The 25072-nt window shown below is 65.2% G+C and carries 22 protein-coding genes; 9 read left to right on the forward strand and 13 right to left on the reverse strand.

Annotated features, from left to right (window positions below; translation table 11 throughout):
• Window positions 1-44 precede the first annotated feature (44 nt).
• On the forward strand, window positions 45-1049 hold the full coding sequence (cobS, locus tag KAK88_RS11090) for a cobaltochelatase subunit CobS (RefSeq protein WP_242076685.1): 1005 nt from the start codon (window positions 45-47) through the stop codon (window positions 1047-1049).
• Window positions 1050-1052: 3 nt separating this feature from the next.
• Here the strand turns inward: cobS and KAK88_RS11095 are convergent, their stop codons facing one another.
• Window positions 1053-1412 carry a phage holin family protein gene (locus tag KAK88_RS11095; protein ID WP_242076686.1) on the reverse strand — a complete coding sequence of 120 codons (360 nt, stop codon included), beginning with the start codon at window positions 1410-1412 and terminating at the stop codon, window positions 1053-1055.
• A 108-nt stretch (window positions 1413-1520) separates the two neighbouring features.
• On the opposite strand from KAK88_RS11095, the gene KAK88_RS11100 reads away from it, so the two are divergent.
• Complete coding sequence (locus tag KAK88_RS11100; protein ID WP_242076687.1) at window positions 1521-1958, forward strand: HIT family protein; 438 nt, start codon at window positions 1521-1523, stop codon at window positions 1956-1958.
• On the opposite strand, the gene KAK88_RS11105 is transcribed toward KAK88_RS11100, so the two are convergent.
• The 7 genes from KAK88_RS11105 to cyoA form a co-directional block, all read right to left on the reverse strand.
• Entirely contained in the window at window positions 1955-2491 is a 537-nt protein-coding gene (locus tag KAK88_RS11105) for a response regulator transcription factor (protein WP_242076688.1), read from the reverse strand. The genes KAK88_RS11100 and KAK88_RS11105 overlap by 4 nt on opposite strands.
• Window positions 2481-3812: an ATP-binding protein gene (locus KAK88_RS11110; RefSeq protein ID WP_242076689.1), complete on the reverse strand. Its 1332-nt coding sequence runs from the start codon at window positions 3810-3812 to the stop codon at window positions 2481-2483. Before KAK88_RS11110 ends, KAK88_RS11105 begins: the two co-directional genes overlap by 11 nt.
• On the reverse strand, window positions 3809-4507 hold the full coding sequence (locus tag KAK88_RS11115; protein WP_242076690.1) for an SURF1 family protein: 699 nt from the start codon (window positions 4505-4507) through the stop codon (window positions 3809-3811). The genes KAK88_RS11110 and KAK88_RS11115 overlap by 4 nt, the downstream gene beginning before the upstream one ends.
• Before the next feature lie 67 nt (window positions 4508-4574).
• The gene (cyoD, locus tag KAK88_RS11120; protein ID WP_045811653.1) at window positions 4575-4970 is read right to left on the reverse strand and encodes a cytochrome o ubiquinol oxidase subunit IV; all 396 of its coding nucleotides are present in this window, start codon (window positions 4968-4970) and stop codon (window positions 4575-4577) included.
• On the reverse strand, window positions 4967-5590 hold the full coding sequence (gene cyoC / locus KAK88_RS11125) for a cytochrome o ubiquinol oxidase subunit III (RefSeq protein ID WP_039248366.1): 624 nt from the start codon (window positions 5588-5590) through the stop codon (window positions 4967-4969). Before cyoC ends, cyoD begins: the two co-directional genes overlap by 4 nt.
• 2 nt (window positions 5591-5592) lie before the next feature.
• Window positions 5593-7596, reverse strand: coding sequence for a cytochrome o ubiquinol oxidase subunit I (cyoB, locus tag KAK88_RS11130; protein ID WP_242076691.1), 2004 nt, complete (start codon window positions 7594-7596; stop codon window positions 5593-5595).
• Between the two features lie 13 nt (window positions 7597-7609).
• Window positions 7610-8839 (reverse strand): ubiquinol oxidase subunit II, encoded by a 1230-nt coding sequence (gene cyoA / locus KAK88_RS11135; RefSeq protein WP_242076692.1) that lies wholly within the window; start codon window positions 8837-8839, stop codon window positions 7610-7612.
• Between the two features lie 210 nt (window positions 8840-9049).
• On the opposite strand from cyoA, the gene KAK88_RS11140 reads away from it, so the two are divergent.
• A complete protein-coding gene (locus KAK88_RS11140) occupies window positions 9050-10402 on the forward strand; it encodes an MFS transporter (RefSeq protein ID WP_017504041.1) in 1353 nt (450 codons plus the stop codon).
• 92 nt (window positions 10403-10494) lie between these two features.
• Here the strand turns inward: KAK88_RS11140 and KAK88_RS11145 are convergent, their stop codons facing one another.
• From KAK88_RS11145 to KAK88_RS11155, 3 genes are all read right to left on the reverse strand, one after another.
• Window positions 10495-11847: a hypothetical protein gene (locus tag KAK88_RS11145; RefSeq protein WP_242076693.1), complete on the reverse strand. Its 1353-nt coding sequence runs from the start codon at window positions 11845-11847 to the stop codon at window positions 10495-10497.
• Window positions 11848-11861: 14 nt separating this feature from the next.
• Window positions 11862-14933, reverse strand: a complete 3072-nt coding sequence (locus tag KAK88_RS11150) for a TonB-dependent receptor domain-containing protein (protein WP_242076694.1) — start codon at window positions 14931-14933, stop codon at window positions 11862-11864.
• 62 nt (window positions 14934-14995) lie between these two features.
• Window positions 14996-16348 (reverse strand): dicarboxylate/amino acid:cation symporter, encoded by a 1353-nt coding sequence (locus tag KAK88_RS11155; protein WP_431307218.1) that lies wholly within the window; start codon window positions 16346-16348, stop codon window positions 14996-14998.
• Between the two features lie 321 nt (window positions 16349-16669).
• On the opposite strand from KAK88_RS11155, the gene KAK88_RS11160 reads away from it, so the two are divergent.
• Together KAK88_RS11160 and KAK88_RS11165 are read left to right on the forward strand one after the other, a co-directional pair.
• A complete protein-coding gene (locus KAK88_RS11160; protein WP_242076696.1) occupies window positions 16670-18421 on the forward strand; it encodes an ATP-binding protein in 1752 nt (583 codons plus the stop codon).
• Entirely contained in the window at window positions 18418-19752 is a 1335-nt protein-coding gene (locus KAK88_RS11165) for a sigma-54-dependent transcriptional regulator (protein WP_277928790.1), read from the forward strand. The genes KAK88_RS11160 and KAK88_RS11165 overlap by 4 nt, the downstream gene beginning before the upstream one ends.
• Before the next feature lie 20 nt (window positions 19753-19772).
• On the opposite strand, the gene KAK88_RS11170 is transcribed toward KAK88_RS11165, so the two are convergent.
• Complete coding sequence (locus tag KAK88_RS11170) at window positions 19773-20522, reverse strand: sterol desaturase family protein (protein WP_242076697.1); 750 nt, start codon at window positions 20520-20522, stop codon at window positions 19773-19775.
• Between the two features lie 74 nt (window positions 20523-20596).
• Here KAK88_RS11170 and KAK88_RS11175 point away from each other — a divergent pair, with 74 nt between their 5' ends.
• Window positions 20597-21082 (forward strand): sterol desaturase family protein, encoded by a 486-nt coding sequence (locus KAK88_RS11175; protein WP_242076698.1) that lies wholly within the window; start codon window positions 20597-20599, stop codon window positions 21080-21082.
• Here the strand turns inward: KAK88_RS11175 and fni are convergent.
• Window positions 21049-22092, reverse strand: coding sequence for a type 2 isopentenyl-diphosphate Delta-isomerase (gene fni, locus KAK88_RS11180; protein ID WP_242076699.1), 1044 nt, complete (start codon window positions 22090-22092; stop codon window positions 21049-21051). The two genes, KAK88_RS11175 and fni, sit on opposite strands and share 34 nt — an antisense overlap.
• A 109-nt stretch (window positions 22093-22201) precedes the next feature.
• Here fni and KAK88_RS11185 point away from each other — a divergent pair, with 109 nt between their 5' ends.
• From KAK88_RS11185 to KAK88_RS11195, 3 genes are read left to right on the forward strand one after another with little or no spacing between them, the layout of a single operon-like run.
• Window positions 22202-23098 carry a polyprenyl synthetase family protein gene (locus KAK88_RS11185; protein ID WP_242076700.1) on the forward strand — a complete coding sequence of 299 codons (897 nt, stop codon included), beginning with the start codon at window positions 22202-22204 and terminating at the stop codon, window positions 23096-23098.
• Window positions 23088-24005 carry an ABC transporter ATP-binding protein gene (locus KAK88_RS11190; RefSeq protein ID WP_242076701.1) on the forward strand — a complete coding sequence of 306 codons (918 nt, stop codon included), beginning with the start codon at window positions 23088-23090 and terminating at the stop codon, window positions 24003-24005. Before KAK88_RS11185 ends, KAK88_RS11190 begins: the two co-directional genes overlap by 11 nt.
• Before the next feature lie 50 nt (window positions 24006-24055).
• The gene (locus tag KAK88_RS11195; protein WP_242076702.1) at window positions 24056-25069 is read left to right on the forward strand and encodes an ABC transporter permease; all 1014 of its coding nucleotides are present in this window, start codon (window positions 24056-24058) and stop codon (window positions 25067-25069) included.
• Window positions 25070-25072: the final 3 nt, after the last annotated feature.

Consider the following 25072-nt stretch of genomic DNA (forward strand, 5'->3'; position numbering starts at 1 on the left):
GCGCGCGTGTTGAGCCGCGCGCGCGGCGCCTCTAGATGAGGTCCATGACCTCCCCGCTCGACGCCTCCCCCGATCCCCTGCTGACGCTCGAACCGCATCGCCGCGTGACCCTGCGCGAAGTCTTTGGCGTGGACAGCGACATGACCGTGCCCGCCTTCGACGAGCGCGACAGCCATGTGCCCGAGATCGACGAGGCCTATCGCTTCGATCCCCAGACGACGATCGCCATCTGCGCCGGCTTCGCCTTCGACCGACGCGTCATGGTCCAGGGCTATCACGGCACCGGCAAGTCGACCCACATCGAACAGGTCGCCGCCCGCCTGAACTGGCCGCTGGTGCGGGTGAACCTGGACAGCCACGTCAGCCGGATCGACCTGATCGGCAAGGACGCGATCGTCCTGAAGGACGGCAAGCAGATCACCGAGTTCCGCGAGGGCATCCTGCCCTGGTCGCTGCAACGCCCCATCGCCCTGGTCTTCGACGAATACGACGCCGGCCGGCCCGACGTGATGTTCGTGATCCAGCGCGTGCTCGAGGCTCAAGGCCGCCTGACCCTGCTGGACCAGAACCGCGTCATTCGCCCGAACCGCTATTTCCGTTTGTTCGCCACAACCAACACCATCGGCCTGGGCGACACCACAGGCCTGTATCACGGCGCGCAACAGATCAATCAGGCCCAGCTGGACCGCTGGAACATCGTCACCACGCTGAACTATCTGGATCACGACGTGGAAGCCGAGATCGTCGCCGCCAAGGTGCCCGAGTGGAGGGACGCCGAGGGCCGCCGCCGGATCGCCGCCATGGTCCGCGTCGCCGACATGACCCGCAACGCCTTCATGAACGGCGACATCTCGACCGTCATGTCGCCCCGCACCGTCATCACCTGGGCCCAGAACGCCCAGATCTTCAACGACGACCTGGGCCTCAGCTTCCGCCTGACCTTCCTAAACAAGTGCGACGAGCTGGAACGCCCGACCATCGCCGAGTTCTACCAGCGCGCCTTCGGCGAAGACCTGCCCGAGGCGGCGACGCGGGTGAAGGTGGGGTAAGGCTCAGCCCCGCGCTTCTTCGCCGCCGCCGATGAAGGCGCCGGCGATCCAGCTGACGACGCCGGTCACGATGGCGGCGCCGATGCCGGCCCACAGGCCGTCGACCCGGAAGCCGTCTAGGAAGACCGACGTCAGCCCGATCATGGCGGCGTTCACGACCAGCAGGAACAGTCCCAAGGTCACTACGGTGATCGGGAAGGTCAGCACGACCAGGATCGGCCGCACAAAGGCGTTGACCAGCCCCAGAATGATGGCCGCCGCGATCAGCGACCCGGTGCTTGTGAAATCGACGCCCGGCACGACCTGGGCGGACAGCCACAGGCCCGCCATCGTGATCAGCGCCTGGATGATGAAACGGATCATGACGGCCCTCGTGACGTTCAAGCGTGACCATAATGCACGAGGTGGACGAAGGCTCCCCCTTCGCAGACGGCGCTGCTATCGAAGATTCGAACCGCACGGAGACCCCCCATGAGCCTGCACGGCGCCTATGACACCAACAACATCTTCGCCAAGATTCTGCGCGGCGACATTCCGTCGGTGAAGGTGTGGGAGGACGACCACGTCCTGGCCTTCATGGACGTGTTTCCCCAGTCGGAAGGCCACGTCCTGATCATCGCCAAACAGTCCCAGGCGCGTAATCTATTGGAGATTGAGCCGGAAGTTCTGGCCCACGTGACCGCCGCCCTGCAACGCACGGCCAAGGCGGTCGAGAAAGCGCTGAAGCCCGAAGGCCTGTCGATCCTGCAGTTCAATGGCGAGGCGGGCGGACAGACGGTCTTCCACCTGCATTTCCACATCGTGCCGCGTTGGGCCGATCGCGAGATGAAGGGTCACGGCCATGCGCCGATGGCGGATACGGCGACCTTGCGGGCGCTGGCCGACCGGATCGCGGCCGAACTGGACTAGGTGACGCGGCGCTTTTCCAGCTTTCGCGCCAGGGTGCGGCGGTGCATGCCCAACCGCCGCGCCGCCTCCGAGATGTTGAAGTCGGTCTCAACCAGCGTCTCGTGGATCCGCTCCCATTCCAGCGTCTTGATCGAGGTGGGGCGCGTGCCCAGGGGCGTCTCGGCGTCGCCGCCGGCCCGGCCGAAGGCGGCTTCGATGTCATCGGTGCTGGCGGGCTTGGCCAGATAGTGCCGGGCGCCCAGCTTGATCGCCTCGACCGCCGTGGCGATGCTGGCGAAGCCGGTCAGGACGACGATGTTCATGTCGGGGTCGAAGGCGTGAAGAGCCTCGACACAGGTCAGGCCGGAATGTCCGCCCAGCTTCAGATCGACAACCGCATAGCCGGGGCGATGCGTCTTCAGCACCTCGGTCATCTGGTCCGGACTGGCGGCGCTGACGACCTTATAGCCGCGCCGCTCGAACGAGCGTCGCAGGGTGGTTGAAAACGACTCGTCGTCCTCGACGATCAGCAACAATCTGGCGTCATCGGTCATGGAGGGTCTCGTCCGTCGGAGCCAAGGCCGAAAGCGGCAGGGTCAGACGCACCTCTGCGCCACCCGCCGGGGGATTGGAGGCTTCTACCCGTCCGCCAAGCGACCGGATCACATTCATTAGCAGAAAGAGGCCAAGGCCCGCCCCGGGCCTGGGCTTGGTGGAGTTGTAGGGCTTGCCCCAGGCCTGAAGGATCGCCGGAGGAAAGCCCGGTCCGTCGTCGCGGACCGCAATGCCGAAATCCTCGTCCGTGCGTGTCGTGGTCACGGTGATGCGGCTCGCTCCGGCCTCGACCGCATTGTCGAACAGCACGCCCAGCACCTGACGCAGGGCCGGGTCGGCGATGATTGACGGGTTCTGGGCCAGCTCGTCGCGGATCTGCACCGCCACGCCGTCGCCGCTCCAGCTGGCCACCACATCGGCGACGAAGGCCCGCAGGGTCGTGCGCTCGGGCGCCTGTCCCCTCGCCTCGCCGGCCGACATCAGGATGCCGGTGACGATCGCCTTGCAGCGTTCGACCTCGGCCCGCATCACCGTCATGTCCTGGGCCAGGTCGGCATCCTGGGTCAGGGCCGGCATCCGCTTCCAGTCGCTGAGGATCACCGACAGCGAAGCAAGCGGCGTTCCCAGCTCGTGCGCCGCGCCCGAAGCCAAGAGGCCCATGCGGACGATATGATCATGCTCTGCCGTCTGCTGGCGCAGGGCGGCCATGGAGGCGTCACGCTCACGCAGGTTCTGGCTGATCCGGGTGACGAACAGCACCAGCAGCACGGCCATCAGCACGAAACAGATCAGACTGCCCTGAAGATAAAGGCTGAGCAGCGAATCCTCGCGCGCGGGCGGCAGGTTCAGCGGCCGGGAATGCAGGCCCAGCCCGGCGAAACACAGGCTGGTGACGGCGATCAGCGCCCAGGCATAGACCGGCGCCAGCAGCACCGCTCCCAAGACCACTTGTAGAAGATATAGCGCCACGAAAGGATTGGCCGCGCCGCCGGTCAGGAACAGCAGCCAGGTCAGGGCCGCCACATCCGCCAACAGGGCGATCATCAGCGCCTGATCCTCAACCTCCTGCCGGCGCACGGTCAAAGGCGCGCTGACCAGATTGACCAGCACCAGGCCCGCCGGCGCCGCCAGCAGCCACAGAACCGGCAGCGGGATCCGCATCACATATTGGACCAGCAGAATCGTCGCCACCTGCCCGGCGACCGCCAGCCAGCGCAACTGGATCAGCAGCAGCATGTTGCGGCGGTTGGCGCCGCCGTGGGTCGCGACCCCGCCTCTGAACCCCAGACCGAGCAGTCTTTGCAAAGTTGTCGTCGTCACGACCTGTTGCGCCTGCCTTCGCGCAGGAACAGCCAAAGACCGACCACGGTCAGCAACGCCATGCCGAACCACGTCAGGGCATAGACCAAATGGCTGTTGGCGAACCGGATCACCGTCAGCCCTCCGCGCGGCCATCCGCCCGGATCCGGACTGGCGTCCGCATCGATGAAATAGGGCGCGACATTCGTCAGGCCCCGCCGCGCAGCGATCGCCCCGACGTCGCGAGAGCGCCAGCGATCACCTGCGGGATCATTGGCGCGCAGGAAGCCGCCCTTCGGCTCAGTGATCCGGAGCAGGCCCGTCACCGTCTGCGGCCCCTCGACCTGACCATGGGCGCGGACGGCCGGATCGCGTCGGCCTGACGGCACGAAACCGCGATTGATCAGGACGGTGAAGCCCCGGTCGTCAACCAGTGGCGTCATGACCCAGAAGCCGCCGCCGGCGTCGGTCACCGCCTGAACCAGGGTTTCCTTGTCGTGCAGGAATCGACCGTGAACCGTGACGCGGCGGTACTGATCCTTGTCGCGCGTCACGCCGGCCCATTGGGTCGGGCCAGGCGCTGCAACGGCGGCCGCATGAACGCGAGCATCGACCTGGGCGATCAGATGGGTCTTCCAGGCCAGGCGCTGAACCTGCCACCCGCCCAGCGCCAGAAAGCCGACGAACAACGCCAGGCCCGCGACCACGACCGCCATGCGGAAGGATCGCGAACTTCTGGCCTTGCCGCCGGCCGGGGCTGAGGACGGGTCCGTGATTTCGACCTCAGCCGCCCATCTGCGCCATGTCGTGCGTCATGGGCATCATATTGGTGTTCAGGTGGTACATGACCCACAGCGAACCCGACAGGGCGATGACCACCACGATGATGGTGAAGATCAGCGCCAGCATGATCCAGCCGCCCTCGGACTTGGAGTTCATGTGCAGGAAGAAGATCATGTGGACCACGATCTGCACCACGGCGAAGCCCATGACGATCAGGGCCGTCGCCTGGGTCGGCAGGACGCCGGTCATGACCAGGGCGAACGGGATGGCCGTCAGGATCACCGACAGCACGAAACCGATCATATAGCTCTTGAAGGAGCCGTGATTGTGCCCCTCGTGACCCAGGTGGTCGGTCTCGTGAGACTCAGGGCTGTGGTCGTTCTTGTCGGCGCTCATCGCAGCATGCCCAGCAGATAGACGAAGGTGAAGACGCCGATCCAGATGACGTCCAGGAAGTGCCAGAACATCGACAGGCACATCAGGCGGCGTTTGTTGGCGGGGATCAGGCCCTTCATGCTGACCTGAACCATCAGCGTCACCAGCCAGATGATGCCGAAGGTGACGTGCAGGCCGTGGGTGCCCACCAGGGTGAAGAAGGCCGACAGGAATGCGCTGCGTTGCGGCGTCGCGCCCTCATGGATCAGGTGCGCGAACTCGTAGAGTTCGATCCCCAGGAAGGCCAGGCCGAACAGGCCGGTGATCGCCAGCCAGACCAGCGTCTGACGCTGGTTGTTCCGATCCATCGCCAGCATGGCGAAGCCATAGGTGATCGACGAGAACAGCAGCATGGCGGTGTTGATCGCCACCAGCTCCAGATCGAACAGCTCCTTGGGTCCCGGCCCGGCGGCATAGTTGCCGCCCAGCACGCCGAACACGGCGAACAGCATCGCAAAGATGAGGCAGTCGCTCATCAGATAGAGCCAGAACCCCAGCATGGTGCTGGAGCCTTCCTCGTGATGCGGCTCCTCTTCCAGGTGGAAGACGGTCCGGTCGATCTCGGTCGCAGTCGCGCTCATGATCAGGCCTCCGTTCCGGCCAGGGCGCGGGTGCGCGCCTCTTCTGTCGCGCGGACCTCATCCTCGGGGATGTAATAGTCGCGCTTGTAGTTGAAGGTATGGCCGATCGAGACGGCCAACACCCCGATGAAGCTGATGGCGGCCAGCCACCAGATGTACCAGATCAAGGCCAAACCCATCACCAGGCACAGGCCCGAGATGATGATCCCCGCCCCGGTGTTCGAGGGCATGTGGATCGCCTTGTAGCCGTTCAGCGGACGCTGATAGCCCTGCTTTTTCATATCCCACCAGGCGTCGGCGTCATGGACGTAGGGCGTGGCGGCGAAGTTGTAGGCCGGCGGCGGCGACGACGTCGCCCACTCCAGCGTGCGGCCGCCCCACGGGTCGCCCGTCGTGTCGCGCAGCTTGTCGCGGTTGATGATCGACACGGCGAACTGGATGAACATGGCCGCGATGCCCAGGGCGATGACGCCGGCGCCGATGGCGGCGATGACGAACCAGATCTGCAGCGAGGGATCGTCGAACACCCGCATCCGGCGCGTCACGCCCATCAGGCCCAGCACGTACAGCGGCAGGAAGGCCAGCCAGAAACCGGGCACCCAGCACCAGAAGCTGATCAGGCCCCACTTCTTGTCCAGCTTGAAGCCGAAGGCCTTGGGCCACCAGAAGTTGATCGCCGCGAACAGGCCGAACAGCACGCCGCCGATGATGACGTTGTGGAAGTGGGCCACCAGGAACAGCGAGTTGTGCAGCACAAAGTCGGCCGGCGGCACCGCCAGCAGCACGCCCGTCATCCCGCCGATCACGAAGGTCAGCATGAAGGCGACCAGCCACATCATCGGCAGCTCGAACCGGATGCGCCCGCGGTACATCGTGAACAGCCAGTTGAAGATCTTCGCGCCCGTCGGGATCGAGATGATCATCGTCGTGATGCCGAAGAAGCTGTTCACCGACGCGCCCGAGCCCATGGTGAAGAAGTGGTGCAGCCAGACCAGGTAGGACAGGATCGTGATGACGACCGTGGCGTAGACCATGGAGGTATAGCCGAACAGCTTCTTGCCCGAGAAGGTCGAGGCGATCTCCGAGAAGACGCCGAACAGCGGCAGGATCAGGATGTAGACCTCGGGGTGACCCCAGATCCAGATCAGGTTCACGTACATCATCGGATTGCCGCCGAAGTCGTTCGTGAAGAAGTTGGTGCCGACGTAACGGTCCAGCGTCAGCAGGGCCAGGACGGCGGTCAGGACCGGGAAGGACGCCACGATCAGCACGTTGGTGCACAGCGAGGTCCAGGTGAAGACCGGCATCTTCATCATGCCCATGCCGGGCGCGCGCATCTTCACGATGGTCGCGATCAGGTTGATGCCGGACAGCGTCGTGCCCACCCCCGCGATCTGCAACGCCCATATGTAATAGTCGACCCCGACGCCGGGGCTGTAGCCGATGCCCGACAGCGGCGGATAGGCCAGCCAGCCTGTGCGCGCGAACTCGCCCACGAACAGCGAGGCCATGACGATGACGGCGCCGGCCGTGGTCATCCAGAAGCTGAAGTTGTTCAGGAAGGGGAAGGACACGTCGCGCGCGCCGATCTGCAGCGGCACGACATAGTTCATGATGCCCGTCACCAGCGGCATGGCCACGAAGAAGATCATGATCACGCCGTGGGCGGTGAATATCTGATCATAGTGGTGCGCGTTTAGGTAGCCCTCGGACCCGCCGAAGGCCATCGCCTGTTGCAGGCGCATCATGATGGCGTCGGCGAAGCCGCGCACGAACATGATCAGACCCAGGATCATGTACATGATCCCGATCTTCTTGTGGTCCACGGTGGTGAACCACTCCTTCCAGAGATAGCCCCACAGCTTGAAATAGGTCAGGGCGCCGAACAGGGCGAGACCGCCCAACAGCACGACCGACATGGTCACGACCAGGATCGGCTCGTGCAGCGGCAGAGCCTCAAGCGTGAGGCGCCCGAAGATTAGCGGAATGAGTTGATCAGCGTTCATCGACTGTTTTCGCTCAGGCGTTGGGGGCGGAACGGACGTCGGTCGGAACCGGCCCCGTGGCGAAGGGATTGCGGGCCAGCGTCGTCAGCGAGGCCATCGGAGTTTGGGCCGGCGACAACCCTTGTCCGCTCAGGCGCTCCAGGCTGGTCGGTCCGGCGACCGTATCCAGTTCGGCGCGGCGCATGCGGTCGGCGGCGGCGGCCTCGGCCTGCAACGGGGTGCAGATCGTCATGACGTAGCTGTCGTTGGAGCCGAAGTAGGCGGGCGATTTTCCGCGGCCGGCGTATTTGTCATATACCAGCGGCATGGTGTTGCGCACCGACGCCATGGACAGACCGCCCTGTTTGTCGATGGCCATCATCTCGCCCATGCACATCTTGCCCGGCTCGACGCACATGTTGAGGATCGCGTCCCACAGCATGCCGTCCACGGCGCCAAAGCGCATGACGGGCACCTTCTCGCTGGGCTTTTCCAGCTCCAGATAGCGGTCGCGGTCCAGCGTCTGGCCGCCCTGGCGCACGCCGGCGATCCATTGGTCGAACCCGGACTGATCCAGACCGTGGAAGGCGAAGCGCATGTGCGAGAAGCCGTCGCCGGAATAGTTGGCCGAGAAGCCTTCGTATTCGCCCGGACGGTTGATGACGGCATGCAGCTTCGTCTCCATGCCCGGCATGGCGTAGATCTGGCCGGCCAGGGCGGGAATGTAGAAGCTGTTCATCACCGAGGACGAGGTGATGTGGAAACGGATCGGACGGTCGACCGGCGCGGCCAGCTCATTGACCGTGGCGACGCCGTACTGCGGGTAGATGAACATCCACTTCCAGTCGAGCGCGACGACATTGACCTGCAACGGCTCGACGCTTTCCTCGACGGCCTGGCCCGGCTTGATCCGGTCGATAGGACGGTAGGGGTCCAGCAGGTGGGTGCCGGCCCAGGTCAGGGCGCCCAGGCAGATGATGATCATCAGCGGCGCGGCCCAGATGACCAGCTCCAGCGAGGTGGAGTGATCCCAATCGGGACGGTAGTCGGCCTCTGACTCCTTGTTCGACGCCCGATACTTCCAGGCGAAGAAGACGATCAGACCCATCACCGGCACGATGATGATCAGCATCAACAGGGTCGAGATCATCAGCAGATCGCCCTGCTGGGACGCGACGTCGCCGGCAGGGTTGAGGACGACCAGGTTGCAGGCCGACAGCAGGGCCACGACGGGCGCGAGCAAAAGTAGGCGCAGACGGCGCAAGGCGGATCCAATCGAAAAGCGTCGGGCGAGGGGGAGGCGCCGCGACGGTTGGCGTTCGTAGGCGGCGGGATACTCAAGCTCAATCAGGAACGACATTGGGCAATATGTCCTATCCTCACGAGGCCGCTTTCATCGCAAAGGGCGCCCGGTCATAATGCGGCGACCTGCCGTACGGCCGATAATTCAGTCTCACACGGAGCGACCAAGCCCATGTCCGCCTCGACGACCCCTTCGTCAGAGTCGCTGGAACGCGACGCCGCCGCCCTTCACACGGGTCATGGCAAGGTTGACGCCGGCGAGATCGCCATCGGCGTCATTATCGGCCGAACTTCCGAGTTTTTCGACTTCTTTGTTTACGCCATCGCTTCGGTGGTCGTTTTCCCGCAGTTGATCTTCCCCTATGCCGGCGCGGTGGGCGGCACCCTGCTCTCCTTCGCCGTCTTCGCCCTGGCTTTCCTGGCCCGGCCGCTGGGCACCGTCCTGTTCATCGCCATCGACCGCAAGTTCGGACGCGGCGCCAAGCTGACGACCGCCCTGCTGCTGCTGGGCACCTCCACCGTGTCGGTGGCCTTCATCCCCGGATATGAGAGCATCGGCATGTGGGCGCCGGTGCTGCTGGCCCTGACCCGTATCGGCCAGGGCGTCGCTCTGGGCGGCACCTGGGACGGTCTGGCCTCGCTGCTGGCGCTGAACGCGCCCGAGAAGAAGCGCGGCTGGTACGCCATGATCCCGCAACTCGGCGCGCCCATCGGCCTGCTGGTGGCCTCGGCCCTGTTCGCCTTCTTCCTGAACACGCTGTCGGCCCCTGACTTCCTGGATTGGGGCTGGCGCTATCCGTTCTTCGTGGCCTTCGCCATCAACGTCGTGGCCCTGTTCGCGCGCCTGCGCATCGTGGTGACGCCAGCCTTCCAGAAGCTGTTCGAGACGCGCGAGCTGCAACCCACGCCGATCAGCCAGGCCCTGCGCGACGAAGGCCCCAAGATCGCTATCGGCGCCTTCGCGCCGCTCGCCAGCTTCGCCATGTTCCACATGGTCACCGTCTTCCCCCTGTCGTGGGTGTTTCTGTTCACCAAGGAAACTCCGGTCCGATTCCTGCTGATCGAGATGGTGGGCGCCGTCTTCGGCCTGCTGGCCATCCTCGCATCGGGCATTCTGGCCGACCGCTACGGCCGCCGGACCTTGCTGGCGATCACGGCCGCCGGCATCGCCGCCTTCTCCGGCTTTGCGCCGCAACTGCTGAACGGCGGCCCGGTCGGCGAGCTGACCTTTATGATCTCCGGCTTCATCCTGCTGGGCCTATCGTTCGGCCAGGCCTCTGGCCCGGTGGCCTCCAGCTTCAGCCTGACGAACCGCTACACTTCGTCCGCGCTGACCTCGGACTTGGCCTGGCTGTTCGGCGCGGGCTTTGCGCCCCTCGCGGCCCTGTGGATCTCCAGCCAGTTCGGCCTGATCGCCGCCGGCGCCTATCTGCTGTCGGGCGCGATCTGCACGCTGCTGGCCCTGTGGCTGAACCGCGAACTGGCCCGCAGCTCCTCCGACAAGGACCGCGCCAAGACGGCCTGATCTTTCAGGTCACGCACAAACAGACACGGCCCGCAGTCGCCTGCGGGCCGTGTTGCGTTTGGAGCAGATCGTTGTGAGCCGCAGCGGCAGCTTCAGTTGGCGCGGCTGTCCGTCGACGGCTTGAAGGTGGTGTCGAAATGACAGCCGTCCTCGTAGCGTGAAGCCGCCACCTGACACAGCGTGGCAACGTCAGCGGGCGTCGGCTTCACGCCCTCGTCCAGCCAGCGCATCATCGCCTGGAAAAGACCGACGTACTCTGGCGGCGATAGGCGGCTATGTTCGGACTCGTCTGTGAACGTCTGGACCAATAAGTCCGATCGTCCCGCCGCGGCGACCGTTTCCCTGTAAAGCGCGTCGTTGGAGACAAAGGCCGTAGCATCATTCTTGGCGTGAATTGTCAGCGTCGGCGCCACGATCAGACCGCTGAGATCCGCGTCGTAGGCCAAGCGCGCCACACCCATCGGATCAGCCGCGAACCGCTGAACGCCAGCGTTCAACGCCTCGTCGTCGTGCGAACCCTGATAGACCGTATGGCTGTTGTCGAAGGGGTTCAGCCCGTCAAGACGGCGCAAAACCATGTCGCGGAACAGGAAGGTCGCCCAGGCCAGATGCGGAACCAACTGTTCCTCGTTCACGCCCGTCACGGCCAGGATATCCGCCAGATTGCGCTTCTGCTCAGCCGACCTCTCGGCAAGCGGCAGGCCCACGCCCGTGCAGGTTTTGACCCGCTCGGCCAGCTGCGCCCGGTTCAGATCGCTGTCTAGCGGCAGCCCCTGCCACAGCGGATACTGAGTCTCGTTCGGGAGTGGATGGTTGTTGCAGTAGAACTGATAGACCGCTCTCAAATCTGCGCGAAAGCGGTAGGTGCGGGTTCCGCCGCCAATTACGCCGTTGGTCAAGACGACGCCATCCCACACCACCTGTCCCTCGGCATCGCGTGCGTAGAGCTCAGCCGTCTTGGCCGCGACATTTCCGCCCCAGGACTGGCCATGCACCAGAGTTCGACGTGGCTTGCCGAAGGCGTTCCAGAAAATCTGGCGCAGATCGTCCGTATCTTCCGCGGCCATCCGTACGCCATAGCCGCCACGGCGATAGGTCGAGCCCGCCCAGGCGAAGCCTTCCTTCACCGTCATGGAGAAACGCTCCATGTCTTCCAGCGGATCGTTCAGTTCTGGTGCGCTGGTGCGGGGTCCGCCATGCGCGTGAACGATCAGGGCGCCGTTCCAGTCCTTAGGGACGGCGATCCAATAATAGCCGCCTTTGACCGCCCTGCCCGACCAGCACCGCGTCTGTTGCGGCACGAAGTCCGGGCAATCGGCTGGTGCAGGCGCAGAATCGACAGCCGCCGCGACGGCCGTCTGCGTTTCCTGCGCCTGCGTCATCGGCGCGATGCCGGCCCAGGCGACGACCAGCGCCCCCAGAGATCGAACGAGACGGTCGGTCATCGCATCTCTCCCTCTTAGAACGTCTTGGAGATGTTGGCGTACCAGTAGCGGCCGTAGGGATTGTAGAGCGCACCCAGATAGCCCGACGAAGTCAACGGCGGCTGCTCGTCAGTGATGTTGCGCGCCCCCAGTCGAACCGTTGTGCCGGACGCAAAGCCGGCGTTGTCGCCGAACTCATACTGACCATACAGATTGCCAGTGATCTGGCTATCGACCTGCCAGGGATCGCCTTGGGCGCTGAGGAAGCCGGTTTCGGTGACGGCGCTGTTGTATTGGGTGAATGCGCCCACCTGCCATGGCCCTTGCGACCAGGTGAACGAGCCCGTCACCCGCCATTCCGGCCGGCCGTTGCGAGCCAACAGGGTCTGAGAGATCGGCAGCGGCGTGTTCGCATTGATCTGGCCGGCTTCACGCGCTGCGAACAGCGACTCGACCAAGGGGCCGGGAGAACGATCGAACTTCGTCAGGTGCGCCGCATTCACGCTGGCGCGGAAGTTGCCCCACGGCGTGCCGCGCAGCCGCCACTGAAGACCGATGTCGAGCCCCTCCACCGTCTGTGGCAGCAGATTGATGAACTGATCTTCGACCGAAACGATCTGTCCGACAGGGCTAATCCCGCTGCCTTGGAAGAAGGCGATGTCGTCGGCCGTCACCGCCGCACGGTTGACGTTGTCGTTCCGCGTGCCGTTCAAGATGTTCAGATAGTCCAGCACGACGTTCGACTGCGCGCCCAGCAGACCGACGATCTTCTCCTGCTCGATCTTCCAGCGGTCCAGCGTGAAGGTGAACCGGCCGAACTGCTCGGGAATGAACCAGGGCTGCAAAACCAGGCCGATGGACTGATTGGTGCTTTCCTCGGGCTGAAGCTCGGGATTGCCCGACACCAGCAGCGAGGCGCTGGCGGGTTGCGAACATTGGTTGAAGTTGGTGATCCGACCCAGGCGCAGATCGGCCTCACAGCGGATGTAATCGTTATTGGTCGACAGACGCCCGTATTGCGCCGCGTTGGTCTGTTCCAGGTTCGGGGCGCGGAAACCCTCGGAATACGAGCCCCGGACGCGCACGCCTTCGACCAGGTCCCAGGCCATGGCGATCTTGGGCTTGGCCACATCGCCGAAGTCGGAATAGTGCTCGTATCGGCCGGCCAGTTGGAAATCGAGACTGCGAACCATCGGAATGTTCATCTCGGGCGAAACGACAGGCACAGCGAACTCGACATAGGCCGAATAGACCTCGCGCTTGCCGTAGGTATCGGGGTTTGAGCTGACCGCCGCAATGTTGGACTGGCTGATCTCGCCCGACACGCTGTCGCGGAAGACGTTGGTGCCGTCCAGATCGGCGTCGCGGTCGTCACGCTGAATTTCCCGACGCGCCTCGACGCCCAGGGCCATACCGACAGGTCCGGCCGGTAACGCGAAGACATCCGCACGACTGAGCTTGAAGTCCCACAGCGCCAGCGTTGTCTTGGAGACCCGCGTCAGGTCGGTCGTGATGGCGTCGATCGCGGCCTGAGAACTGGGCGTGCAATCGCCGAAGCTGGTATCGTTCACACAGCCGCCGCTGAACGGATTGTAGGCGTCGGGCGTCGACAGGGCGAGATTGGCCTGAAGCGCGGTCAGATTGACAGCGTTCGAGCTGTCGGTGGCCTCGGCTTCCGAATACAACAGCGCGCTTTCCCAATCGAAGCCGCGCCATTCGCCCCGCAGGCCGCCCAGGAATCGGGACTGCCAGTTGTCGACATCCACCACTTGGGCGCCCAGATCATTGAAGCGATACCGAACCAGCTTAACGGCCGTCCCGGCTGTGGGGACGTTTGTCAGGCCAGCGAGACGATTGGGATTGCGCGTGCCGTCGGCAAAGGTGACGGGGCCAAACGGATTCCAGTAGTTGCTGGCTGGGATCCAGAGCGGGTTCAGCAGGATGGTCGGCGGCTGAATGTTTTGGGTCGATGCCGTGTAATAGCCGAGTTCGCCAAAGGCCGTGACGCCGTTGTCGAGATCGTAGTGACCCGACACGAACAGGTTCAACCGTTCGATATCCGGCGATTGGGTGGTGCCCCGCGCCCCGTCATAGCGCAACTCGCGGCCAGCGCCGCTGTAGCTGATATTGCCGCTGGCCAGGCAAACATCACCCCCAACCGGCGCGGTGCAGCCGAAGCTGGAAGGCTGATTGTGGAAGGCGCCGGCGCCGGTCGTCAGAGCAGTCGTGCCCCGTCGGACCTGGAATGGTGTCTGGAAGTTGGCCCAGGCTGTATAGGAAGAGCGCCCATCGGTGTCGGTCGAATTCTCATAGCCCGGTACGTTGGCGAACAGGCTGCGGCGGTCGTCAGAGGCGGTATAGGGTTCGTCGCTGGCCTGCTGGGCGGTGCGGTTGATGTAGTCGAGGAAGCCCGACAGATTGCCCCGCTCGAAATCCTTGCCTGCGAACATACCGAAGGTGAATTCTCGGCGATGCGTGCCCTCGGCGCCGCCGTACTGGGCCTTCATCTCCAAGCCATCGAAATCCTGCTGAAGCACAGTGTTCACGACGCCCGCGACCGCATCCGCGCCATAGATGGCGGCGGCGCCGTCCAGCAGAACCTCCAACCGCTCCAGCCCTGAGACGGGAATGGCGTTGGAGTTGTAGCTGAGCACCGGCACCGTGCCGGTGTCTGACGTCCCCTGGCTGGTGGGGTGCTGAACGATCCGACGCCCGTTCAAGAGCACCAGGGTGTTACCGACCCCGAGAGAGCGCAGATTGACCGAGTTGACGTCGCCTCGCGCGGCGTTCGAGGTTTGAGGATTGTTGGCGCTGGAGAACAGCACATCGCCCATCTGGGGAATGGACCGCAGCAGATCATCACCGCTGACGGCCCCGGTCGCGATGATTTCTTCCTGCGTGACGACGGTCACCGGCAGAGCCGCCGTGGTGGAGGCGCCGCGAATCTGGGAGCCGACGACGACGATGTCCTCGACCTGCGCCGCCTCAGCCTCCTGCGCTGGAGTGGATTGAGGCGGGGCCTCCTGAGCCAGAGCCGCTCCCGCCGAGATCAGCAGGACAGCCGAGGCCGCGCCCGCCATCAGTGCGAACTTGGATTGCATCTTCATGTTTCCTCCTCCCGGGCCGTCGTTATGTCGGCGATCCCGTCATTCAAAAGTCGTTCTCGCCGTCAGTCCTTGGCGAGAACCAGATCGTCTCCAGGCCCCGCCGCAGGGTCAGGCAGCGCCGCCACCGGCAAGGGATGTCCGTCCAGCGCGGCCTTCAGGGCGTCGCGATCCAGCGCGTTTTCCCAGCGGGCCACGACGATGGTGGCCACGGCGTTGCCGATGAAGTTGGTCAGGGCCCGGCATTCGCTCATGAAGCGATCGATGCCCAGGATCAGCGCCATGCCGGCGACTGGCACATCCGGCACGACCGACAGGGTCGCCGCCAGGGTGATGAAGCCCGCGCCCGTGATGCCCGCTGCGCCTTTTGAGCTGAGCATGGCGACCAGCAGAAGCGTGATCTGCTGCCAAATGGTGAGTTCGATGTTCAGCGCCTGAGCAATGAACAGAGCCGCCATCGTCATATAGATGTTGGTGCCGTCCAGATTGAACGAATAGCCGGTCGGCACGACCAGGCCTACGACCGACTTGGCGGCGCCCGCGCGTTCCATCTTGGAGATCAGGCTGGGCAGGGCCGCCTCTGAACTGGAAGTGCCCAGCACCAGCAGAAGCTCTTCCTTGAGGTAACGGATCAGCTTGAGAATGTTGAAGCCGTTGGCGACGCCCACCAGACCCAGCACGCCCACGACGAAGATGATCGCGGTGACGTAGAAGGTCACGATCAAGGCGGCCAGATTGGCGATCGATGCGATGCCATAGGCGCCGATCGTAAAGGCGAAGGCCCCGAAGGCGCCGATGGGCGCAGCCTTCATCACGATAGCGACCAGCTTGAACACGGCAAGGCTGAGGGTCTCGAACAGGTCGACCACCGGCCGGGCCCGCTCTCCCACCAACGCCAGGGCGAGGCCAAACAGGATCGACACGAACAGAACCTGCAGGATGTTGCCGGTCGAGAAGGCGCTGACCAGCGTGTCGGGAATGACGCCCATCAGGAAGCCGACGATCGTGCTCTCGTGCGCGGCCGCCGCATACTGCTCGACCGCGCCGGCGTTCAACGTCGCCGGGTCGATGTTCAAGCCATGGCCCGGACGCACTAGATTGGCGATGATCAGGCCCACGATCAGAGCCAGAGTCGAGAAGACCAGGAAGTAGGCGAAAGCCTTGGCGGCGACGCGACCGACGCTGCCAAGATCACGCATGCCGGCGATGCCGGTCACGATGGTCAGGAAAATCACCGGCGCGATCACCATCTTCACCAGTTTGATGAATCCGTCGCCCAGCGGCTTCAGGCTTTCGCCGAATGTCGGCCAGAAGTGCCCGATAAGTGCGCCGAGCGCGATGGCGATCAGCACCTGGAAATACAGGTGGCGATAGAACGGCCGGCGAACGACCGGCGCGGCCTCTGACGGGACTGAGATCACGAAGGGCTCCTGATGTGCGGGGGGTGATCCCGCAGTCTCCTCGATGGGCGCGATCTTCGCCACGCTCCGTTGGATAGAGCTTCCAACGAGAACCCTCATCGCGAAAGCAATTGATCCAACCTCTCGATGTTTATGAAAATTCGGCACTTTCCGGAGAGTCGTGAGGATCGGTTGAGATATCTGTGCGGTTTTTCACCCAGCAGGCTGGCCCTGTCGTGCGATTATCCGCACACTGCGAACATGCAGGATGCACCGGTCACAGACTCGGCTCGAAAACCTTGGCGCTCCCGTTGGCTGGTAACGACAGTGTGCTGGTTCATGATCGCAGCCTTGGCGGCTTTCGGCGCAGGCGAGGTCGCTCGGCGTGACGCTAAGATCGAACTGGCTCGGCAGACAGAGGCCGCCGCCGCCCTGCACGCGGCCGTGCTACGCAGCGAACTGGAGAAGCACCGCTCCCTACCGCTGGCGTTGGCGAGCGATCCCGACATCGCCGCCCTGCTGAGCGCCCCGCAGACTGCCAAAGGCGATGCTGTCAGCCTTAAACTAGAGACTTTGGCGCGTCAGACACGAGCGGCCGCCATCTATATCATCGACGCCAGCGGACGAACCCGCGCTGCCAGCAACTGGCGCCTGCCGACCAGTTTCGTCGGCGCCGACTATGGGTTTCGCCCCTATTTCATCAACGCCATGCGCCAGGGCCAGGCGGAATTCTTCGCCTTGGGCACCGTGTCCGGCCGACCCGGACTCTATCTGGCGCGGCGTGTTCACGGGTCGAGCGGCTCCGCCGTGGGCGTCGTCGTGGTCAAGGTCGAGTTCGCCGCTCTCGAGGCCGAATGGCGCGCGTCTGGTGAGCCGGCCTATGTTGTCGACCCCGGCGGCGTCGTGCTGATCACCAGCGTGCCGGCATGGCGTTTCCGCACCACAGAAGCGCTGGACGAACGTCGGCGGAGGCTGACATTGACCGATCAGACGCTTCAACCCGAGGCGTTGCGCCCCCTCCCCTTCGTAACGCCGCCCAACGATCGGCCGCGTCTGATCCAGGCTCCAGTCGACGGCCGCGAGCAGCGCTGGATGCATGCGGCGATCCCAACGGAAACGCCCGGCTGGACTCTGCACCTGCTGTCGCCGGATCGTGGATCCATTGGGACGGCCGTCGCAACCGCGCGGGCGCTTGCGGCCCTGATCGTCACCCTGCTGGCAGGCGTCATCGTCGTGCTCCTGCGTCGTCGCCATCAGGCCCTTGTCCGCGCCCGTGCCGAGGAAGAGGCGCGGCTGGAACTGGAGAGGCTGATCAACGAACGCACCCACGAGCTTCGTAACGCCAACGCCGCCCTAAATCGCCAGATCGAGGAACGCCGCCAAGCCGAGACCGCACGCGAACTGTTGCGTGACGAGTTGGTTCAAGCCAGCAAACTCGCCGCACTGGGGCAGATCGTCGCCAGCGTGGCGCACGAGATCAATCAACCGGTCGCCGCCATCCAGACCCAGGCAGAGACCGCCGGCGTTTTGCTTGACCGCGACGATCCCGCCAAGGCGCGAGGGGCGCTGATGCGGATCAGCGACCTGACCCAGCGCATCGGCGCCATCACCGAAGGCCTGAGGGTCTTTTCTAGAAAGTCAGATCCCAAACTCGGCATCGTCCGTCTGGAGGACGCGATCCACGGCGCTCTGCTGTTAACGCGCGGCCGATTGGACGAGGGCGGCGTCGAACTGATCCGCGAAGGCGACGCAGACGTCACAGTACGCGCCGATCGCTTTCGTCTGGAACAGGTGATCGTCAATCTGGTCAAGAACGCCTCAGAAGCGCTGGAAGGCTGCGATCGGCCACGACTAACGCTGAAGGTCTCGCGCGATAAGGACCGTGTTCGATTGAGCATTACCGACAATGGTCCAGGCGTCCCGCCCGCTGTGCGCGCCCAACTGTTCACGCCCTTTGTCACCACACGCGCAAATGGGCTCGGCCTGGGTCTGGTCATCTGTCGAGATCTGATCGCCGGGTTCGGTGGCGAGCTCGACTTGGTCGACGAGGACATCGGAGCGACCTTTGTCGCCACGTTGAGGATCGCATGATGGAGTTTGCCCGCCCCACTGCCGTCGCCCTGATCGAGGATGACGCCGATTTCCGCCATGCCTTGGTCGAGCGCCTGATCCTAGAAGGTTATGACGTTCGCGCTTTCTCAGGGGCGGAACCCGCGCTGAGAGCGATCGACGCCGATTTTCCGGGCGTCGTGATCACCGACCTGCGGATGCCTGGCCTTGATGGCCGTCAGTTGCTCAGCCGCCTGCAAGCGTTGGACGCCGCCCTGCCGATCATCATGATCACTGGCCATGGCGACATCACCGACGCCGTCGCAGCGATGAAGGACGGCGTCTACGACTTCGTCGCTAAGCCTTTTCCGTTTGAGCGCCTTCAAGACAGCTTGAACCGCGCTCTGGAAAAACGCGGTCTGGTCCTGGAAAACCGTCGCTTGCTGGCGATGGCCTCGGACAGCGGACAGGAGTTGCCCCTGGCCGGATCGTCTCGCGCCATCACCGCCCTCCGCGCCACCATCGCTCAGATCGCCGACGCCCGAATGGACGTGCTGATCGAAGGCGAAACCGGCACAGGAAAGGAGGCCGTTGCGCGCGCCCTGCACAACGGCGGCCGGCGACGATTGGCGCCGTTCGTCGCCGTCAACTCCGGTGCCCTGCCTGACGGGCTGATCGAGAGCGAACTGTTCGGACACGAACTCGGCGCCTTCGCCGGAGCCTTGCGCCGCCGGGTCGGGCACGTCGAACGCGCCCACAACGGCTCATTGTTTCTGGACGAGGTCGAGAGCATGCCTCTGGCCGTTCAGGTCAAGATTTTGCGTGTCCTGGAAGAACGCGAGGTCCATCCCATCGGTGCCAACGAGCCCCGCGCCTTAGATTTGCGTGTACTGGCCTCGTCAAAGATCGATCTGGGCGAGGCCGCGCGCGGGGGCGCCTTTCGCGAAGACCTCTATTACCGTTTGAACGTGGTGAGACTCCGCGTACCGCCCCTGCGCGAACGGCGAGAAGACATTCCCCTGCTGTTCGCCCACTTCCTGCGTCGCGCGGCGGACCGCCACGGCGTCGATATTCCCTCTATAAGCGACAGCGTAAGACGCCTGCTGGTCGAGGCCGACTGGCCCGGCAATATCCGCGAACTGGCGCATTTTGCGGAACGCGTCGCCTTGTCACTCGATGACAACACCCGCGCGCCCGATCACGGCCTAAGTCTTCCCGACCGCGTCAACAGGTTCGAAGGCGAACTGCTGCGCGACGCGCTCCAGTCCCATCGTGGGGACATATCCGCAGTGCTGGCCGAAATGCAGGTTCCGAGGAAGACGCTGTACGACAAGCTGCAGCGGCATGGCCTAAAGCCCGCCGATTTCCGCTGAGAACGCCCCACCATCCTGGATCAAAGCGGTCGAGTCTCCTCGTTTTTTCGCCGAGCGGAAGAAATCTCGCTGCCTGCCCATCGGTCCCACATCTGGAAATACAGGCCGTAATTGCCGTTGAAGCGTTTGTGGTGCGCGTCGTGGTGGGTGGCGGTGATTATCCAGCGCAGGGGCGCGCGTTTCAGCCAGGACGCGGGCCAGACTTCTCGGCCGGCGTGGTTCAGCACGGCGGTGGCGGTCATCAGGGTCAGCAGCGCCAGCGCCACGCCCCAGTGAATCGGGATGAAGAGGGTCAGGGCCGGCAGGAACCAGGCCGTGGCGATCGCCTCGGCCGGATCGAAGGCGAAGGAGGCGAAGGCGCTGGGGTCGCGCGACCGATGATGTTCGGCGTGGGCCCAGGGGAAGATGCGCGGGTGATGCAGCCCGCGGTGGATCCAATAGTAGAAGGCGTCGTGGGCCAGCATGTAGACGATGAAACTGACGGGCAGCCACCACAGCGGCCAAGCATGGATATTGTCGTAGATCGCCGTCCCGCCGCGCTTCCAGAGTTCGATGACGAGTGCGGCCGGCAGGGCGTAGATCGGGCAGGCGATCAGGGACGCAATGACTTCGGCGCGGATGCGTTTCGCCGCCGGCGGCCTGTGATTCAGCTGACACCCCCGTCCCGCTCCGCCCCATAGCAAGCCATGGGTCACGACACCGACCAGCAGATAGCGCACGCCGATGATCAGGCTGAGTGCAAGGGTGGTGACGAACAGGTCCTTCAACATGGGCGCACAGACGGCGAAACGTCGCGCCGGGTCAAGTCGTGACGCGCGGTCCCCAAAGCGCCTATGATGCGGTCATGTCTTGGCCGACGATGATCCTGCTGTTCCTCGCCACCTTCCTGGGGATGGAGGTCTTCGCCTGGGCGATGCATCGCTATGTCATGCACGGCCTTCTGTGGACCTGGCACCGCAGCCATCATGAGCCGCACGACGACGTGCTGGAAAAGAACGACCTGTTCGCGGTGGTGTTCGCCGCCCCGGCCATCATCCTCGTCGCCTTGGGTCTGCATCTGTGGCCTTGGTTGCTGCCGATCGGCCTGGGTGTCACAGCCTATGGACTGATCTATTTCTTCTTCCACGACGGGCTGGTGCATCGCCGGTTCCCGACGGGGATTGCGGGGCGATCGGGGTTCTGGACGCGGCGGATTCAGGCCCACCGGCTGCATCACGCGGTGCGGACGCGCGAGGGCTGCGTATCGTTCGGTTTTCTCTGGGTGCGCTCGGCGCGGGCGCTGAAGGCCGAACTGTCTCAGAAACGCGGCGCTTCCAGCAACGGCGCCTGAGCCAGGGCGGTAAGGTCCGCCGACCCGGTGCAGAAACAGGCCAGTCTCAGCTGAGCGGCCATCAAGTCCAGATGATCGACCACCGCCTCGGTCGAGGTCAGCGCCGCTTCGAGCACGCCCGCCGCCTGGCCGACCAGACAGGCGCCCAGCCGGATCGCACGCGCCGCATCAAGCCCGTCGCGGATGCCGCCCGATCCGATCAGATCCAGTTCCGGCGCGGCTTGGGCGCAGTCTGCCAGGCTGCGGGCCGTCGGTACGCCCCAGCCGGCGAAGGGCGCGGCCAGCGCTTCCGCCCGACCGCCCGTCGCTCGTGCGCCTTCGATCAGGCCCCAGTTGGTGCCGCCCGCCCCGGCCACGTCCAGCGCGGCGACGCCCATATCCGCCAAACGGCGCGCCACCGCGCCCGACAGGCCGGCGCCGGTCTCCTTGACGATCAGACGAGCCGGGAAGGCCTCCGCGACCCGTTCGATGCCTCGCGCCACGCCACGCCAGTCGCGATCGCCCTCGGGCTGAACGCCTTCTTGCAACGGATTGAGATGCAGGATCAGGGCGTCGGCGCCGATCATTTCCATGGCCCGCCGCGCCTCGTCAACGCCATAACCCAGGGCGAACTGCACGGCGCCCAGGTTGGCCAGGATCATCGCATCGGGGGCCCGGCGACGCAGATCCAGCCCCAGGCCCAAACCGCCCTTCGTCTCCAGCGCCACGCGCTGCGAGCCAACCGCCAGAACGACGCCTAACGCCTGGGCGGCCTCGGCCAGCCGTGCATTGATCGCCTCGGCCCGCGACGGCCCGCCGGTCATCGAACTGATCAGGAACGGCAAGGCGACCCGGCGCCCTAGAAAGCGCGTGGCCAGATCGATCGCGTCGTGATCGATATCCGGCAGGGCGTCGTGAACAAAACGGATGGCGTCCAGACCCGATGTCGTCTGGCTGACGCCTCGCCCGGCCCGCACGTGGTCGATGTGTTCGTCCTTGCGCCGGATCAAGGCATCGGCGTCGGTGGACATCGCAAACGGCTCCTGGCGGGTTGCATCCGACGCAGTCGTGATGCCGTATGGCATCATAAGGGTTCGGCGCGTGGTCGCAACGCGACGTCGGCGACAATGGGAGATCTGTATGGCCATCGTCGGCATCCGGCGCCAACCGCATCTGGCGGGCGCATCCTGCGACCCCGACGATCTGCGTCTGCAGGTCCAGGCGCGTCTGGCCGAGGTCGCCCCGGCGCATGACGGCCTGTTGTCGACGGCGGCCCGCGAGGCCTTGCTGGGACAGGGAAAACGCTTCCGGCCGGTGCTGGCCATGCTGGCAGCGGCGCATGTCGGCGGCGAGCCGGAAGACGCCTTGGACTACGCCTGCGCGCTGGAAATGGTCCATGCCGCGTCGCTGGTTCTGGACGATCTGCCGTGCATGGACGACGCCTCCCTGCGTCGCGGCCAGCCGACCCTGCACCGTCGCCACGGCGAGGATACGGCGGTTCTGGCGGCCGTGGCTCTGTTGAACCAGGCCACGCGTCTGGTGCTGCGGACTCCGGCGCCGGCGGAAACGCGTCTGGCGGCCCTGGACCTTTTGACGCAGGCGATCGGCTTCGATGGTCTGTCCGAGGGTCAGATGCGCGATCTGCGCGACGACGCAAGGGATCGCGACGAAACCGCCCTGCGCCAGATCAACGATCTGAAAACCGGCGCCCTGGTCGTCGCCACCGTGCGCGGCGGCGGTCTGCTCGGCGGCGGCGACGTGCAGGATCTGGCGCGGCTGTCGATTTTCGGCGAGGCGATCGGCTTTGCCTTCCAGCTTTGCGACGATCTGCTGGATGTCTGTTCAACCGTCGATGCGGTCGGCAAGGACGTGGGTCAGGACGACGACACCACCACCTTCGTTGATCTGTGGGGCGAATGCCGGACTCGCGCGGCGGTGCGGCAATCCTTGGCCAAGGCGGTCGAGGCGGTCGGCCATGACAGTCCCTTGGCCCTCTACGTCCTGGACCTATTCCAGCAGGCCGAACTTGGGGTCTGACGTCGCGCCGGCCCTGTCGCTGAGCGGGATCGATGCGGGCTACGACGGCCGATCCGTGCTGACCGACTTCAGCCTGAGCATCGCTGCGGGTGAGGTCTATGCCCTGCTCGGGGCGAATGGTGCGGGCAAGTCCACGGTGGCGCGTGTCGCCTCGGGTCTGCTGCCCGCGCGGCGCGGGCGTGTCGTCCTGGGCGAAGGCGGCGGACCACGCGGGCGCATCGGGCTGGCGCCGCAGGACAGCGCCCTTTTCCCAGCCCTGTCGCCACGCGAGAACGTCGATGTCACGGCGCGCCTGTGCGGCGTACCCAAGCGGGATCGCGGCGCGGCGGTGAACCGCGCGCTCGACCTGACCGGGTGCGGCCCGCGCGCGGACCAGCCGGTGCGCACCCTGTCCGGCGGCTGGAAACGGCGCGCCAACCTCAGCGCCGCCCTGGTCGGGCGCCCGCGGCTGCTGATCGCCGACGAACCGACGGAAGGGGTGGATGCGGCGACCCGCGGCGTCCTGTCCGTTGCCCTGCGCGAAACCGCAAAGGCCGGCGCCGGCTGCCTTCTGATCAGTCACGACGCCGTCTTCGTCGCCGATACGGCCGACCGGATCGGTGTCCTGGCGCAGGGACGACTTCTGGCGGAAGGCGCGCCGAACGCCCTACTTCATCGCGCCTTCGGCTCAGCCCGGCTGCTCAGCATTCGCCTGACCCGACCGGCGTCGGACCCTGCTGCCCAATGGTTCGCCCAGGCGGGGCTGACCGCGTCCGAAGACGGGCTGGAGTGGCGTCGGCTCTGCGAGGACGCGTTGGCCATCGCCCAGATGCTGGCCGCCGTCGTCGATGGCGAGGATGGCGAGGTCGCCGTGCGCCGCCCCGGCCTGGACGATCTGGTCGCACAGCTGTCGCAGGCTCCGTCATGATGGCGGTGGCGGCCGCCTGGGCGAGAGGGTTTTGGCGCGACCGGGCAGGCGTGATCCTGACCCTGCTGCTGCCGCCCCTGGTCTATCTTTTGTTCGCGGCGATCTTCGGCGCGGGCGCGCGGGGCGACATAGACACCACCGTCGTCCTGCATGACGCGTCGCGCACGCCCGCGACGGCGGCGGTCCGCGAGGCGGTGTCGAAGGACATGGGCGCGCGTCTTCGCGTCGCCGAAGATCGCGAGGCCTTCGACCGCGCCGTCATCGACGGTCGCGCCGACGCGGGCATACTGATCCGTCCCTCGACGCAGGGACCGCCAAAACTGGTGATCGTTTCCGCCGCCGGCCGGGACGTGGCGGCATCGGCGCTTCAGGCGCGGCTGGAGCCGATGGCCGCCGCGCTGTCGGGTCAGGTCGCACGACCCGCACCGCGCGTTCAGACGCTGCAGATCGGTCCCCAGGGTGATGTGCAGGCGACCTATTATGCGGGCGCGGTCAGCGTCATGTTCGTCTTCTTCGCCGCCATGCACGGGGCCATGGGCGGGCTGGACGAGCGGCGATCCGGTCTTCAGTCACGTTTGGCCCTGGCGCGCGGCGGCCTTGCGCCCATCCTGGCTGGACGCGCCGTCTGGCTGACGGCGGTGGGCGTGATGCAGTCGGCGACGGTCTTCGTCGCGGCCTGGGTCAAGCTGCCCGCCCTGGAGCCCTGGCAGATGGCGGCGGCGGCGGTCACCGCGTTAGCGGTCGGTTTCTGCGCCGCCGGCCTGGCCCTGGCCCTGACGTCGGCATGTCGGTCGCGCGAACAGGCTCAGCCGCTGACGACCTTCGTGGTCCTGTTGCTGGCCGCTCTTGGCGGATCGATGGCGCCGCGCTTTTTGATGCCCGAGGCCTTCCGCGACCTCGGCTGGATCACGCCCCACGCCTGGGCCATCGAGGCCTATCAGGCCGTGATCTGGCGCGGTGAGTTCACCTCGACCGTCATCGCCGCCTGGGCGGTCATGGCCGGTCTGGGCGCAGGGGGCCTTGCGGTCGCCCTGATGTTGGAGAGGCGGCGCGCGGCTCGCTGATCA

It is taken from the genome of Brevundimonas diminuta (assembly GCF_022654015.1).
Taxonomy (GTDB): Bacteria; Pseudomonadota; Alphaproteobacteria; order Caulobacterales; family Caulobacteraceae; genus Brevundimonas; species Brevundimonas diminuta_C.